Consider the following 13567-nt stretch of genomic DNA (forward strand, 5'->3'; position numbering starts at 1 on the left):
CAGCTCCTCAATGCTGCCCGCGAAAGGCGCGGGTCGGACGGTCGAACACCTTCTTGCCCATCAGCGAGGCGACCAGATCGACCATCAGATGCGCGGTGCGCCCGCGCTCGTCGAGAAAGGGGTTGAGCTCCACAAGGTCGAGCGAGGTCACGAGGCCGCTTTCATGCAGCATCTCCATCACCAGATGCGCCTCGCGGAACGTGGCACCACCCGGCACCGTGGTGCCCACGGCGGGCGCGACCATCGGGTCGAGGAAATCCACATCGAGCGAGACGTGCAAAAGCCCGTTCGCCGCCTCGACCCGCTCGAGAAATTCGCGCAAGGGAGCGACGACGCCGCGCTCGTCAAGCACGCGCATGTCGTTGATGGCGATCTCGTGCTCCAGCAGCGCGGCATGTTCGGCCGGATCGACCGAGCGGATGCCGAACAGGCAGATATTCTCGGGCGGCACGGGCGCGGGAAAAGGCGGAAAGGCCTCGAAATCGCGCCCGGCCAGATAGGCCACGGGCGTCCCGTGCAGATTGCCCGATTCGGTGGTCGCGGGCGTGTGGAAGTCGCTGTGCGCGTCGAGCCAGAGAACGAAAAGCGGACGGTCCGCGTCGCGCGCGGCCTGCGCCATGCCCGCCACCGAGCCCAGCGACAGCGAATGATCGCCGCCCATGAAGATCGGCATCCCCTGCGCCATCGCCTGCGTTCCGGCCTGCGCCAGCGCGGCGCTCCAGCCCAGCGTTTCGGGCAGGTGATGCACGGCGGGATTGATGCTTGTGGCTTCGACCGGCGCACAGGAGACGTCACCCAGATCGGTGACCCTGTGGCCCAGCGCCTGAAGCGCCTCGGCCAGCCCGGCGGTGCGATAGGCGGCGGGGCCCATCAGGCACCCGGGACGGCGCTGGCCGGTATCGACCGGCGCGCCGATCAGGAGGCAATGGGTCTGGGGCATGGGGACTCCTGTGTTGCGTGCCGGGAAGTGTAGCGGTCGCGGCAGCGGAATCCACTTGACGCCTTGCCCGTTTCGCGCCGTTCATTGAGCGTTTCGCACAATCGAAGTGAGCGTTTTGCATGACAGACGATACCGACCTGCGCCTGATCGCGGCGCTCAGACGCGACGGCCGCGCGGGGCTCGCCACGCTTGCCGCCGATCTGGGGCTGAGCCGAAACACCCTGCGCGCGCGGCTGAACCGGCTGATCGAGACGGGCGAGATCCAGGGCTTCACGGTGCTGACCCGTTCGGACCTGGCCGAAAGCCCGGTGCGCGCGCTGATGATGGTGGCGATCGAAGGCAGCGGGACGGATCGTGTGGTGGGGCGGATGCTGACGCATCCGGCGGTGCGCGCGGTGCATGCGACGACCGGACGCTGGGACGTGATCGTGGATCTGGCGACCCACAGCCTCGCGCAGCTCGACGAGACCCTCTCGCGGATCCGCAAGCTCGACGCGGTCACGCAATCGGAGACGCATCTGCTGATGTCCACCCGGCGCGCCGCGCCACCGCGGTAGTGACGGCCCTCATTGATTTGATACTGGCCGAAAATTTTTACAAGTTAAATCAGTTGCTTGAAAAATAGGAGAATCAATAGGTTTGATGCCGATCAGCCCTTTTGGGGGGGCGAAGATGGGTTTGTCAGCAATTCTTGCAGAAAATTTGGCAGTGTTTTCAATGGGGCGTTGCGCAACGTGTGGCGCGATCACGCCACACGCCACACCTGATAGCGTAAGGTTTTGGCTATTGTGTGGAGCTTGGAGACGTCATTCGGGAGACCCGATCTCGCACCATTTCCTGAATACGTTCGGCTCGTTGCTGCCGCCATGTCAGCAGGTCTTCCTTCGTCGTTCCGACGACGGCAAGTTCCCTTGCCTGTTCACCGGCGCGTGCGCTGAGGTCAGCTGCCCAAACCTCTAGCTCTAGTCCGAGGATGTTGCCATCTTCGACCACTCTACCGTCGGAGCCTTCACTGTGACGCACGATGGTCTCCGCGAGCGTCATCACGGCGTTGTAGGCAGTTTTCTCTGCGATAAGCTCGATTCCCTCCCCAGCGGTGTCTGCGCCCAGAACCAACCAATCGAGTGAGACGCCGAGGCCCTTTGCCAAAGCGCATACAGCATCGAAACCCGGCAAGCTCGCTCCTGATCGAAGCATGTATTTGTCTAAAGTGCGCTTCGGAATCCCGGTTCTTTCAGCCATATCGGCTACTGTCCAACCGTTCTTGTCGCGGAGTTCGCGCAGTTTCGAGGCGAGGTCCAGCATCCGCATCTCTTCTTGGCAGAGCCCAAATTAGGGTATTAAAATCTCCCAAATCTGGGTTATTCTTATCCGTGAGAAGCGTATCAGCAATTGGCAGGTCTGACCACCGCCTTGCGCAGGTGCGGGCGGGCTTTGTCGGCCGCGGCACAAGCTTGCATGCTTGGTGCAAGAACAATGGCGTCGATACCGCAAATGCGCGCAAGGCACTGGCCGGACGATGGATCGGCCCCAAGGCAACTGAACTGGTAGAAAAGCTTCAGCACGCGGCAGGTGTGACGGAATGATTGGCGTACAGGTCCGTCAGTTGCTTGGCACGAGCGGGATCCCGGTAGATCGGAGGCATGCCGGGACCTGGCTGCGCGTCAGGGGGGTGAAGACCTTCAAGGTTCCATCTCGCGGCGGTGACGCTGATGCGGTCCTGCTGTCCGACCTGCCGGAGGCGGTACGGCAAGAGTACCTGTTGAAGCATATCAACGGGCAAGAGCTTGACCCTGGCACCTATGACGACGCGGCGCACGAGGGGTTCCTGCAAGCCTGTGTCAGTCGTCGCGAGCGTGCCGAGCGCAAGGCCGAGGTCGCGCGCTTTCTGGTGGCGATGGGGCCGGGTGTGAAGTGGCCGGACCGGCTGCGGCTGGTGCATGCGAAATTCGGCGTGATGGGGCATTCACAGCCCCGTTTGAAAGCCCTTCTGACGCGGCTCAAGGGGGTTGAAGCCCGCCTCTCAGAAGAGACGAACATGGCACAGCATCTGCGGATTGCCAATGCCGATTTCCGCCCACGGCGACCGGGCGACTTTGCGCATACCGAGACGGCGCAGGACATCTTGCACAGCCTTGAAATGTTGCGGCATCGGCAGGAGCCGAGCGTCGCGATGATTGCCGGCGCACCGGGTGTCGGGAAAACCAAGGCACTGCAAAGCTTTCTGTCGGCACTTGGACATGACGCCTTCAGATTGGAAGTTGCCAATGGTGAAGGCCGGCCAAGCGGCGTTGCCTATTCGCTGCTGAGGGCGTTTGGTGCCCAGGGTAATGGCATGAGTCTTCCGGCCATGAAGGAAGCGCTTGTCGGATACATCGGTCGGGGGCGAATGGTGGCTCTTGACGACGCGCACAACCTGCAACCACAAGGCGCGGATTGGGTCGCGGCGCTGGCGCGCGATGGCGAATTTAATCTGGTGCTGTGCGGCGGCCTTGAACTGCAGCATCAGGTCAACAAGATCGCCTCGCTTCGCAGCCGGGTGCATGCAAGCCGTCCGGTGTGCATCAAACGCGTGAGACGCGCGGACGTGGCGGCTTTGGTCGAGGGCACCGCATTTGCGACCGATGCGGCAATCAAGGCGCTACATGCCGTAGCACCGTTCCACGGCGGCGGGCTTCGCAATGTCCAAGCCGCGATGGATCAAGCGGCGCTCTTTTCTGGAAATGACTGCCCCACGCTGGAGCATCTGTCGTGGGCGATCCGCGATCTGAAATTCGTGCCGAATGGAGGTGACGCATGAGCACGGTTAAGCTGGCAATTCAGATTCGGCTGGAACAATCCTCTTTGCCCATCGCGCCGCACGCGGCTGGATGCCCAGACGTGTTCCCCTGGCAAATGCATGGCTTTCGGCCATGCTGGCGTGGCAAGGGCTGCCGGTGAGCGATATCGCCCGCAAACTGCGCGTGACTGACGTAACAGTGCGCAAGATGCTCAAGGAGCAGCGCGAATGACTCCCGCCGCGCGCAACGCTTTACAGCGGGCCATTACCGCCAGTCGTGCCGCGCGCCTGACTCTGGTGGACTTGGAAAGCACTGCTTCACGCGCCCTTGAAGAGGGTATTGAAGGCCCCCTCTTGACGACCTGCCCGCAGCCGCCGCCCACCGCCGCGCTCACCGCCCCGGAGTGCCGTCGAAACTGGCGACGGACCCTGAATTGCAGGCTTTCGTCCTCGCCCGCATCGACACGCTGACCTTTAGCCAGATCACGGCTGAGGTCACCGCCAGCTTCCCGCCCGAGCGCCGCATCAGCCGCTCGTCGCTGCACCGCTGGTGGCACCGTCATGGCCGCCACCTCGCAAACCTCAACCACCTCTGATCAGCCGTTCCCAGCAAATCCCGCAAATCGCCAGTTGGTATCAGACCTATTGATTTGATACTGACAGATCTGATGAATGCACACAGGTAGCCCGCAAGAACAGGAAGGGGGGCTCTGCCCCCCTCGCGCTGCGCGCTCACCCCCCGGGATATTTCCGGCGTAAAGATGCGCGGTTAACGCAAACTTAACGCCCCGTCTTTGTTCCTTAAATATCCTCGGGGGTGTCCAGAGGGGGCAGACAGCCCCCTCTGGCCCCGGCCCGCCACGGGACCGGCGCCGGAGGATGCGCGGCGTCAGCCGCGGGCGGCTTTCTCGGCGATGCCCGAGACACCTTCGCGGCGCTCGAGTTCGGCCTCGATATCGGCGAGCGACACATCACGGGCCGCGCACATGACGAGCAGGTGGAACAGCACATCCGCCGCTTCCGAGGCCAGCTTCTCGCGGTCGCCCTTCACCGCCTCGATGATCGCCTCGACCGATTCCTCGCCGAATTTCTCGGCACATTTCTCGGGCCCCTTGGCAAGGAGCTTGGCGGTCCAGCTGGTTTCGGGGTCGGCGCCCTTGCGGGTTTCGATGGTGGCGGCAAGGCGGTGGATGGCGCTCATGACAGTCTCACGGGAATGCCGGCGGCGGCCATATGGGCCTTGGCCTCGCCGATCGTATAGGTGCCGAAATGGAAGATCGACGCGGCCAGCACGGCCGAGGCCTTGCCCTCGGTCACGCCCTCGACGAGGTGATCGAGGGTCCCGACCCCGCCCGAGGCGATGACCGGAACGTCGACGGCCTCGGCGATGGCGCGGGTGAGCGGCAGGTTGAAGCCCGCCTTGGTGCCGTCGCGGTCCATCGAGGTCAGCAGGATCTCGCCCGCGCCCTTCGCGGCCACGGTGCGGGCGAACTCGACCGCGTCGATGCCCGTGGTCTTGCGGCCGCCATGGGTGAAGATTTCCCAGCGGCCGGGTTCCACCGTCTTCGCGTCGATGGCGCAGACGATACACTGGCTGCCGAAGCGGTCGGCGGCCTCGGCGATCACATCCGGATTGGCAACGGCCGCCGAGTTGAAGCTCACCTTGTCCGCCCCTGCCAGCAGAAGCGCGCGCACGTCGTGATGCGTGCGCACCCCGCCACCCACGGTCAGCGGCATGAAGCATTGCTCGGCCGTGCGGGTCACGAGGTCGAACATCGTACCGCGGTTTTCATGCGTGGCGTGGATATCGAGGAAGCACAGCTCGTCCGCCCCCGCCGCGTCATAGGCCTTGGCCGCTTCGACCGGGTCGCCCGCGTCGATCAGGTTGACGAAGTTCACGCCCTTGACGACGCGGCCATCGGCCACGTCCAGGCAAGGGATGATGCGGGTTTTCAGCATGGCCACGCTCTTTGGTCTTGCAGGGCTGTCGATCCTTCCCTAGCGCCCCGTGCCGCCGGGGGAAAGGGCTGATGCGGCTTTCGCGGGAGCGGGCCGGGCGCGATTTACACGTCAGGGACGAGCGGCTAAACCACGCGGCATGGTCTCCGTGCTGTCCCCTTCCCGCTCCGCTCCGTTTCGCGCGTTCCTGCGCGCGGCTCCGCTGGCTTTGCTGGCCGCCTGTGCTGCGCCCGCTCCCGCCCCCGAACCTGCGCCCGATGCGGTCGACCGGATCGCCGCCGAATGCGCGCTTCTGGAGCGCGCCGAGACGATGATCGGGGCCGCCGGCCAGACCGCCCCTTCCGGCCTGCGCGAAGGCTGTCCGGGCGTGAGCGCGCGCGACACCCGCGCGCTGGACGAGCAGATGGCTTCCCTGCGCGCGGCGACCGGAGCGCCCTTGCCGCCGGGGGTGCAGCCGGGCAGCCGGGCCGAGACGGTCTATCGCCGGATGATCACCCGCGGCGTCCCGGTGTCGTTGGCCCGGCAGCTGACCGGCGATCCGCTCTTTGCGATCGCGTCGCACAGCGCTACCTGAGGACCGGATCGTCGCGGGGGCTGGACACCGCCGCCCGTGCGCGCCACTTTGAACCCGAACAGAACAGGCACCGATCATGGCCCAACCGACCGCCCCCGCCCCGTCCTCGCTGATGCCCGTAGCCCTGATCCTGCTGATCTGGCACGGCCTTCTGGGCGCCGATTACGTGATCGCGCGTTTCGGACTGGGCGCGCAGGACTGGCCCGCGCTGATGCCGCTGATGCCGCTCGACGCGCTGTGGCTGCAGGTGACCTGGGCGCTGGGCGTCTGGCTGGGCGTGGTGGCCGCGATTTTCCTCGCGCTGCGCGACGATGCCTCGGTGCTGCTGTTCTTCGCCGCCTTCGCCTTCGAGGTTGCCGTGGGGATCGGCCTGTTTCTGGCCGCGCCGCCGGTGATGCTGTTGCCCGTGCCACTGCTGGCGGTCATCGCCGTCCTGGTGGTGATGCCGCTTTTCGGCTGGCTCTACGCCCGCGCCCAGAACCGGCGCGGCGTGCTGCACTGACCCTTCCTGTCCTGTCCGTGAAAGGATGACCCGCATGATCCGCCGCAATCTTGCCGAGGCGATTGGCAACACGCCCCTGATCCGTCTGCGCAAGGCGAGCGAGGAAACCGGCTGCGAGATCCTCGGCAAGGCCGAGTTCCTCAATCCCGGCCAGTCGGTCAAGGACCGCGCCGCTTTGTTCATCATCCGCGACGCGGTGGCGAAAGGGCTTTTGAAACCCGGCGGCACCATCGTCGAGGGCACGGCGGGCAATACCGGGATCGGGCTGGCGCTGGTCGGGGCCTCGATGGGGTTCAAGACCGTCATCGTCATCCCCGAGACCCAGAGCCAGGAAAAGAAGGACATGTTGCGGCTGGCGGGCGCCGAGCTGGTGCAGGTGCCGGCGGTGCCTTACAAGGATCCGAACAATTACGTGAAATATTCGGGCCGTCTGGCCGAGGAACTGGCCAAGACCGAGCCCAACGGCGCGATCTGGGCCAACCAGTTCGACAACGTGGCGAACCGGCAGGCGCATGTCGAGACGACGGGCCCGGAAATTTGGTCGCAGACCGGCGGCGCCATCGACGGGTTCACCTGCGCCGTGGGGTCGGGCGGGACGCTGGCGGGCGTGGCCGAGGCGCTGCAGCCGCGCGGCGTGAAGATCGCGCTGTCCGATCCCGAGGGCGCGGGCATGTACAAGATCTATACCGGCGAGGAAAATCCCGGCAATTCCATCACCGAGGGCATCGGCCAGGGCCGCGTGACTGCCAATCTGGAAGGCTTCACGCCGGATATGTCGTTCCGCATTCCCGACGCGGAATCGGTGCAGGTCTGCTTCGACCTGCTCGAGCATGAGGGCCTGTGCCTGGGCGGATCGTCGGGCGTGAACGTCGCGGGCGCGATGCGTCTGGCCAGGGAGATGGGGCCGGGCCACACGATCGTGACGATCCTGTGCGATTATGGCACGCGCTATCAGTCCAAGCTGTTCAACCCCGAGTTCCTGAAGGGAAAGGGCCTGCCGGTGCCCGAATGGCTTGACCGCGCGCCCCTGCCCCTGCCAGTGATGTTCCAGGATTAACCGGAACGGGCGGCCCGGGTTTTTCGGGCCTGACACGATGAACACAAAGACTTTCCGCCTGCCGGGGCTTTCGCATCTGGCAGCGCTTCTTCTGGCCGTCCTTGCGGGCGCTATGGTGGCATCGCTGCCCCCGGCGCCCGCTGCCGCGCAAGGCGCCGAGGCCGGGGTGATCGATTACGACGCCTGGGCGCGGCTTGCCACGCGGGTCGAGACGGCGCTGGAGAACGATTTCACCACCGACGAGACGCTCAACCAGCTGCGCGTGCAACTGGTCGAGATGCGCGAGCAATTCACCACCACGCAGGCCGTGATCGACGAGCGGCTGACCTTGCTGCGCGAGCAGATCGCCTCGCTTGGCCCTGCCCCGGGCGAGGGTGAAAGCGAACCCGACGACATTGCCCAGCGCCGCGCCGAGTTGCAGGCGACGCTGGCCGAACGCGAGGCGCCGATCCGCGCGGCGGGCGAAGGTCTGGCGCAGGCCGAGGCGCTGATCCGGCTCATCGACCGCGAATTGCGCGCGCGGCAGGCTAACGCCCTGATGACGCTGGGGCCGACGCCGCTGAACCCGGCGACCTGGATGGCCGGGCTCGATGCGATGATCGTATCGTGGGAGAACATGCGCGCCGAGGTGCTGCGCGCCTGGAACGATCCCGCCAACCGCGAGGAACTGCTCAGCGACCTGCCCGTCACCATCGTCTGCCTGCTGCTGGCGCTGCTGCTGATCCTGCGCGGGCGCCACTGGATGGAGCGGCTGACGATGCGGCTCTTGCATCACAGCTCGATCCTGCGCGGGCGGGTGGTGGTGGCGTTCTTCGTCTCGCTCTCGCAACTGGTGGTGCCGTTCCTGGGGCTGGTGCTGCTGGCCGTGGCGATCCGGCTCACGCATCTGACCGGGACCACGCTGGACGCGCTGTCGGTGGTGCTGATCCCCGCGGGCATGGCGTTCTTCATCGCCCGCTGGCTGTCGCTGCACATCTTTCCCATCGTCGAGGATCCGCGCCTGTCGCTCAATCTCAGCGCCTCGGACCGGCGCAAGGCGCGCGGGCTGTCGCTGATCTTCGGCGCGCTGGCGGGGATCGAGCTGCTTTACGGCACGGTGCTGGTCGAAGAAACGCTGAACCAGGCCGCTCTCGCCGCGCTCACCTATCCGCTGGTGCTGCTCTGCGCGCTGACGATGATCCGCTTCTCGCGCGTGCTCAGCCGCCACCAGCCCCGGCAGGTGATGCAGGACGGCCAGCCGGTCGCGGCCTCGCCCTTCTTCGACCGGATGCTGACGCTGGGCTGCCGGACGCTCTTGCTGTTCGGGCTGATCTCGCCGGTGCTGGGCGCCGTGGGCTATATCGCCGCGGCGGCGATGCTGACCTACCCGCCCGTGAATTCCTTGGGCGTGGTGGGCACGGTGATGGTGCTGCACCGGCTGATCATCGCCATCTATGTCACGATCATCGGCGATGACGACCGCGCCGTGCAGGGGCTGGTGCCGGCGCTGGCGGGGCTGGTCCTGTCGCTGGCCGCTCTGGTCCCGCTGGCGCTGATCTGGGGCGCGCGCGAAACCGACATGCTGGAGCTCTGGGCGCGGTTCTCGGAAGGCGCCAGTTTCGGCGGCGCGCGCATCTCGCCCGCCAGCGTGATGTGGTTCGTCGTGGTGTTCTGCATCGGCTACCTGACCACCCGGACCTTCCAGGGTGCGCTGGGAACCTCGATCCTGCCCAAGACCACGCTGGAGAAAGGCGCGCAGAAGGCGATCATCTCGGGCGTGGGCTATCTGGGCATCACCGTGGCCGCGCTCATCGCCTTCTCGGTGGCGGGCATCAACCTGTCGGGCCTTGCCATCGTCGCCGGCGCCCTGTCGGTGGGCGTCGGTTTCGGGCTTCAGACCATCGTGTCGAACTTCGTCTCGGGCATCATCCTGCTGATCGAACGCCCGGTTTCCGAGGGCGACTGGATCGAGGTCGGCGGCAATCAGGGCATCGTCGACCGGATCTCGGTGCGCTCGACGGTGATCGAAACCTTCGACAAGTCGAAGATCATCGTGCCCAATGCCGACCTGATCTCGGGCTCGGTGACGAACTATACGAAATCCTCGCTGACCGGGCGGCTGGTGCTGACGATCGGCGTGGCTTACGGCACCGATACCCGCAAGGTCGAGGCGATCCTGCGCGAGATCATCGAGAACGAACCGATCGTCGTGCTCGATCCCGAACCGGGCGTCGATTTCGTGGGCTTCGGCGCGGATGCGCTGGAATTCCGCATCCGGGCGATCATCCGCGACGTGGGCATGAAATTGCCGCTCGCGACCGAGGTGAACCACAAGATCGCCGAACGCTTCGCCGCCGAGGGGATCGAGATCCCCTATGCCCAGCGCGATATCTGGCTGCGCAATCCCGAAACGCTGCGGCCGTTGGCCGACAGCCCGCCCCGCCCGCAAGCCCCCGCGCCCGCAGCCCCTGCACCCGAGCCGGCAGAAATACCGGCCGAGCCTCGCGACGGCGGGCTCGGCACGCGCACTCCCGAGGCCTGGGCCGACCAGACCGTCGAAACCGAGCCCGACGGCTCCCCCGACCCCGAGCAGGACCGATGACGACACCCCTTTTCCGCGAAACCCCCTATGCGCGCGAAGCCACCGCGCGCGTGATCCGCGTGGCCGAAGACGGCGCGCTGGTGGTCGATGCCTCCGTCTTCTATCCGGCGGGCGGCGGCCAGCCCGGCGACAGCGGCACGCTGCGCTGGGAGGATGGCGAGGCCGCGATCGCCGATACCCGCAAGGAGGGCGCAACCGAGGTGGCGCTGATCCCGGCGGAGGGCGCCGCGACGCCCCCGCCCGGAACCGAGGTCACGATGATCCTCGACTGGGACCGGCGCCACCGTCACATGCGGGTCCACACCGCGCTGCACCTTCTGTCGGTGGTGATCCCGCTGCCGGTGACGGGCGGCGCGATCGGCGCCGAGAAGGGAAGGCTCGATTTCGACATGCCCGAGGCGCCCGAAGACAAACAGGCACTGGAAGATGCGCTCAACGCGCTCATCGCCCGCGACCTGAGCGTGTCGGAACGCTGGATCACGGATGACGAGATGGCCACGAACATGGATCTGGTGAAGACCATGTCGGTGGCCCCGCCCACGGGTCAGGGCCGGGTGCGGCTGGTCCGGATCGGCACCCGCGACGAACAGGTCGATTTGCAGCCCTGCGGCGGCACCCATGTGGCCTCGACCGCCGAGATCGGGCCAGTGCGGCTGGGCAAGATCGAGAAGAAGGGCAAGCAGAACCGGCGCGTGTCGCTGTTCCTGGCGTGACGGAGACGCGGGGGCTGCCGCCCCCGCACCCCCGCCCGGGGGAGGGCAGGCCCTCCCCCGGACCCCCTCCGGCGGGTCTGTGTCGAAGAGCGTCGTGGCGATGTCTTTGCGGTAACCGCGCATTTTTGTTGCCGGCATTTCCTCGGGGTGATGCCAAAAAGAAGAGCAGACAGCCCCACCCCGGCGCGGCCTGTGGTTGCGGGCAGGATGCGCCGGTTGAGCGCGATCGCCCCGGTCAGGCGGGCTTGGGCGCGGGTGGTGGTCCCCGGGGGTTTCACACCCCCGGCCCCCCGTGGAGTATTTTCGACAGAGTGAAAGGGGCGCGGTTCAGCGCCGAGCGCGTCGCTTGGGCGGGCGGAGCCTCGGATGGCGGTTCAGGTCCTTGGCGAGACGTTGGCGGATGGGGCCGGGTTCGCCGGTGTAGCCTGCCTGCGGCCAGAAGGTGCGCAGCCATATGAAGTCGCTCGCCTCCACCTGGGCCCGGTCGCGGTTGCCCTTGTAGGCCGCCTTGGCTTCGACCGCGCAGAGGGCATGCTTCATGACATGGGTTTCCTCGAACGGCATCGGGCCGCCGGACACGAAGGCGACATCAGTCACAGGCATGTCGTCGTGCAGTTGCGGCGGATCGACGACGCGGGTCGTGGGTCGGACACCCTTTGTCCGGGGCACGGCGGCGGACCCGTGGTATTGTTCATGGGTCACCACGCTGTCGCGCGGGCCGGGACGGGTCGCCAATCCGCGCAGGGCGCGCGAGATCGGCATGAATCCCAGCGCCACTGGGCACGGCCGTCGAGCATGAAGAGCATGCCCTCAGCCAGTGGATCGGGTGCGGGCCGGCCGGCAGTGCGCCGTCGGGATCGGGGCGCAGGATGCCTTGCGCGACGGTCCCGAAGAAGCCCGGATGCGCGCGAAGATCGGGACCTGCGTCTGTTTCCGGCCCGCCAGCTACGAGGTGACGATGTTGCACGTCACCCGCGCGGGGTCACCGCCTGGGCCTCGATGAAGACAGCGCGCCCGGCATGGAGCCGGGCTCAGGGGCTCATGGCAGCAGGTCCGAGAGGCGGATTTCGGCGATCCGCTCCACCTGACGGCAGGCAGTGGCGAATTCGGTGTCGGTGTCGTTGGCGATGCGGGTATCGAAGGCCTGCAGGATCGAGGCCCTGGAATGGTCGCGCACGGCGATGATGAAGGGGAAGCCGTGTTTCTTCACATAGGCCTCGTTGCGCGCCTGGAAGGCCGCGCGCTCGTCGTCGGTGAGCGCGTCGAGCCCGGCGCTGGATTGCTCGTTCGAGGATTCCGCCGTCAGGCGCCTGGCCTGCGCGAGTTTGCCCGCAAGATCCGGATGCGCCTTGAGAACGCCCAGTCGTTCTTCACGCGTGGCCGAGCGGAACATGCGCGCGAGCGCGTTGTGCAACCCCGCCGCGGTGTCATGGGCGGGGCCCAGTTCGAGCTGCCAGGCGCGTTCGGCGATCCAGGGCGAATGTTCGAAGATCGAGCCATAGCGCGCGACGAACGTGTCGCGGTCCATGCGGCTCGGGCGCTCGTAGCGCAGGGGCGGATAGGTCGCGGCCCAGAAATCGGCGATCTGCGAGCGGGTGGCGAACCACGCCCCGCCCTTTTCGGCCACGTGGTCGAGGAAGCGGACAAGACCCGCCAGCTTGCCCGGGCGCCCGATCAGGCGGCAATGCAGACCGATCGAGAACATGCGCCCGCCCTCGGCCAGGAGCGTCTCGTAGCTGTCGATCAGGTACTGCCCGAAATCCTGCCCCGTGACCCAGCCGGGCGACGTGGCAAAGCGCATGTCATTGGCTTCGAGCGTGTAGGGGATGACAAGCTGATCGCGCTCGCCCAGTTCCAGCCAATAGGGCAGATCGTCATCATAGGTGTCCGAGATCCAGTCGAGCGCGCCGGTCGCGGCGGTCAGCGCCACGGTGTCGACCGAGCAGCGCCCGGTATACCAGCCGCGCGGGGGCTCGCCCACGACCTCGGTATGAAGGCGCAAGGCCTCGGCGATCTGCGCACGCTCCTCGGCCTCTGGCATGTCGCGATGCTCGACCCATTTCAGCCCGTGGCTGGCGATGTCCCAGCCTGCCTCCTTCATCGCCTTGACCTGCTCGGGCGAACGGGCGAGCGCGGTCGCGACGCCGTAGATCGTCACCGGCAGGGCGCGGTCGGTGAACAGGCGGTGCAGGCGCCAGAACCCGGCGCGGGCGCCATATTCGTAGATCGAATCCATGTTCCAGTGGCGCTGACCCGGCCAGGGCGCGGCACCGGCGATATCGGACAGGAAGGCTTCGGACTGGGCGTCGCCATGCAGGATGTGATTCTCGCCGCCTTCTTCGTAGTTCAGCACGAGGCTGATCGCCACGCGCGCGCCGCCGGGCCAGACGACGCGGGGGGCGCGGGGGCCGTAACCGATCATGTTGCGGGGATATCGGGGGGCGTCTGGCACGATACTGTCC

The 13567-nt window shown here is 66.5% G+C and carries 15 protein-coding genes; 9 read left to right on the forward strand and 6 right to left on the reverse strand.

Going from position 1 to position 13567, the window contains the following annotated elements:
• Positions 1–7 precede the first annotated feature (7 nt).
• Positions 8–940, reverse strand: a complete 933-nt coding sequence (gene rocF, locus C4N9_RS12295; protein ID WP_109533635.1) for an arginase — start codon at positions 938–940, stop codon at positions 8–10.
• Positions 941–1059: 119 nt separating this feature from the next.
• Between rocF and C4N9_RS12300 the strand changes: the two genes are divergently transcribed.
• Positions 1060–1497, forward strand: a complete 438-nt coding sequence (locus C4N9_RS12300) for an Lrp/AsnC family transcriptional regulator (RefSeq protein WP_109533636.1) — start codon at positions 1060–1062, stop codon at positions 1495–1497.
• 226 nt (positions 1498–1723) lie between these two features.
• On the opposite strand, the gene C4N9_RS12305 is transcribed toward C4N9_RS12300, so the two are convergent.
• Positions 1724–2245 (reverse strand): helix-turn-helix domain-containing protein, encoded by a 522-nt coding sequence (locus C4N9_RS12305; RefSeq protein WP_168192221.1) that lies wholly within the window; start codon positions 2243–2245, stop codon positions 1724–1726.
• Positions 2246–2522: 277 nt separating this feature from the next.
• On the opposite strand from C4N9_RS12305, the gene C4N9_RS12310 reads away from it, so the two are divergent.
• The 3 genes from C4N9_RS12310 (at position 2523) to C4N9_RS21925 (ending at position 4315) form a co-directional block, all read left to right on the forward strand.
• On the forward strand, positions 2523–3740 hold the full coding sequence (locus tag C4N9_RS12310) for an AAA family ATPase (RefSeq protein WP_109533638.1): 1218 nt from the start codon (positions 2523–2525) through the stop codon (positions 3738–3740).
• 70 nt (positions 3741–3810) lie between these two features.
• Positions 3811–3951: a hypothetical protein gene (locus tag C4N9_RS21920; RefSeq protein ID WP_168192222.1), complete on the forward strand. Its 141-nt coding sequence runs from the start codon at positions 3811–3813 to the stop codon at positions 3949–3951.
• A gap of 202 nt (positions 3952–4153) precedes the next feature.
• A complete protein-coding gene (locus C4N9_RS21925; protein ID WP_168192223.1) occupies positions 4154–4315 on the forward strand; it encodes a hypothetical protein in 162 nt (53 codons plus the stop codon).
• Positions 4316–4608: 293 nt separating this feature from the next.
• Here the strand turns inward: C4N9_RS21925 and C4N9_RS12315 are convergent, their stop codons facing one another.
• Entirely contained in the window at positions 4609–4920 is a 312-nt protein-coding gene (locus C4N9_RS12315) for a phosphoribosyl-ATP diphosphatase (protein WP_109533639.1), read from the reverse strand.
• A complete protein-coding gene (gene hisF, locus C4N9_RS12320; RefSeq protein ID WP_109533640.1) occupies positions 4917–5678 on the reverse strand; it encodes an imidazole glycerol phosphate synthase subunit HisF in 762 nt (253 codons plus the stop codon). The genes C4N9_RS12315 and hisF overlap by 4 nt, the downstream gene beginning before the upstream one ends.
• 148 nt (positions 5679–5826) lie before the next feature.
• Between hisF and C4N9_RS12325 the strand changes: the two genes are divergently transcribed.
• From C4N9_RS12325 to C4N9_RS12345, 5 genes are all read left to right on the forward strand, one after another.
• Positions 5827–6252, forward strand: a complete 426-nt coding sequence (locus tag C4N9_RS12325) for a hypothetical protein (RefSeq protein ID WP_146195164.1) — start codon at positions 5827–5829, stop codon at positions 6250–6252.
• A gap of 76 nt (positions 6253–6328) precedes the next feature.
• Positions 6329–6754, forward strand: coding sequence for a hypothetical protein (locus C4N9_RS12330; RefSeq protein ID WP_109533642.1), 426 nt, complete (start codon positions 6329–6331; stop codon positions 6752–6754).
• A 34-nt stretch (positions 6755–6788) separates the two neighbouring features.
• Positions 6789–7811, forward strand: a complete 1023-nt coding sequence (locus tag C4N9_RS12335) for a cysteine synthase A (protein WP_109533643.1) — start codon at positions 6789–6791, stop codon at positions 7809–7811.
• A gap of 37 nt (positions 7812–7848) precedes the next feature.
• A complete protein-coding gene (locus tag C4N9_RS12340; RefSeq protein ID WP_109533644.1) occupies positions 7849–10392 on the forward strand; it encodes a DUF3772 domain-containing protein in 2544 nt (847 codons plus the stop codon).
• On the forward strand, positions 10389–11105 hold the full coding sequence (locus C4N9_RS12345; RefSeq protein WP_109533645.1) for an alanyl-tRNA editing protein: 717 nt from the start codon (positions 10389–10391) through the stop codon (positions 11103–11105). Before C4N9_RS12340 ends, C4N9_RS12345 begins: the two co-directional genes overlap by 4 nt.
• Before the next feature lie 327 nt (positions 11106–11432).
• On the opposite strand, the gene C4N9_RS12350 is transcribed toward C4N9_RS12345, so the two are convergent.
• Positions 11433–11867 carry a hypothetical protein gene (locus C4N9_RS12350; protein WP_146195165.1) on the reverse strand — a complete coding sequence of 145 codons (435 nt, stop codon included), beginning with the start codon at positions 11865–11867 and terminating at the stop codon, positions 11433–11435.
• A 277-nt stretch (positions 11868–12144) separates the two neighbouring features.
• Positions 12145–13527, reverse strand: a complete 1383-nt coding sequence (gene puuE / locus C4N9_RS12355; RefSeq protein ID WP_109533647.1) for an allantoinase PuuE — start codon at positions 13525–13527, stop codon at positions 12145–12147.
• Positions 13528–13567: the final 40 nt, after the last annotated feature.

The organism is Pararhodobacter marinus, assembly GCF_003122215.1.
Taxonomy (GTDB): Bacteria; Pseudomonadota; Alphaproteobacteria; order Rhodobacterales; family Rhodobacteraceae; genus Pararhodobacter; species Pararhodobacter marinus.

What these genes read in the sequence shown, in the direction of transcription:
- rocF (WP_109533635.1), bottom strand. Translation starts at nt 940, where the DNA reads ATGCCCCAGACCCATTGCCTCCTGATCGGCGCGCCGGTCGATACCGGC.
- C4N9_RS12300 (WP_109533636.1), top strand. Translation starts at nt 1,060, where the DNA reads ATGACAGACGATACCGACCTGCGCCTGATCGCGGCGCTCAGACGCGAC.
- C4N9_RS12305 (WP_168192221.1), bottom strand. Translation starts at nt 2,245, where the DNA reads ATGCTGGACCTCGCCTCGAAACTGCGCGAACTCCGCGACAAGAACGGT.
- C4N9_RS12310 (WP_109533638.1), top strand. Translation starts at nt 2,523, where the DNA reads ATGATTGGCGTACAGGTCCGTCAGTTGCTTGGCACGAGCGGGATCCCG.
- C4N9_RS21920 (WP_168192222.1), top strand. Translation starts at nt 3,811, where the DNA reads ATGCCCAGACGTGTTCCCCTGGCAAATGCATGGCTTTCGGCCATGCTG.
- C4N9_RS12315 (WP_109533639.1), bottom strand. Translation starts at nt 4,920, where the DNA reads ATGAGCGCCATCCACCGCCTTGCCGCCACCATCGAAACCCGCAAGGGC.
- hisF (WP_109533640.1), bottom strand. Translation starts at nt 5,678, where the DNA reads ATGCTGAAAACCCGCATCATCCCTTGCCTGGACGTGGCCGATGGCCGC.
- C4N9_RS12330 (WP_109533642.1), top strand. Translation starts at nt 6,329, where the DNA reads ATGGCCCAACCGACCGCCCCCGCCCCGTCCTCGCTGATGCCCGTAGCC.
- C4N9_RS12335 (WP_109533643.1), top strand. Translation starts at nt 6,789, where the DNA reads ATGATCCGCCGCAATCTTGCCGAGGCGATTGGCAACACGCCCCTGATC.
- C4N9_RS12340 (WP_109533644.1), top strand. Translation starts at nt 7,849, where the DNA reads ATGAACACAAAGACTTTCCGCCTGCCGGGGCTTTCGCATCTGGCAGCG.
- C4N9_RS12345 (WP_109533645.1), top strand. Translation starts at nt 10,389, where the DNA reads ATGACGACACCCCTTTTCCGCGAAACCCCCTATGCGCGCGAAGCCACC.
- C4N9_RS12350 (WP_146195165.1), bottom strand. Translation starts at nt 11,867, where the DNA reads ATGCCGATCTCGCGCGCCCTGCGCGGATTGGCGACCCGTCCCGGCCCG.
- puuE (WP_109533647.1), bottom strand. Translation starts at nt 13,527, where the DNA reads ATGATCGGTTACGGCCCCCGCGCCCCCCGCGTCGTCTGGCCCGGCGGC.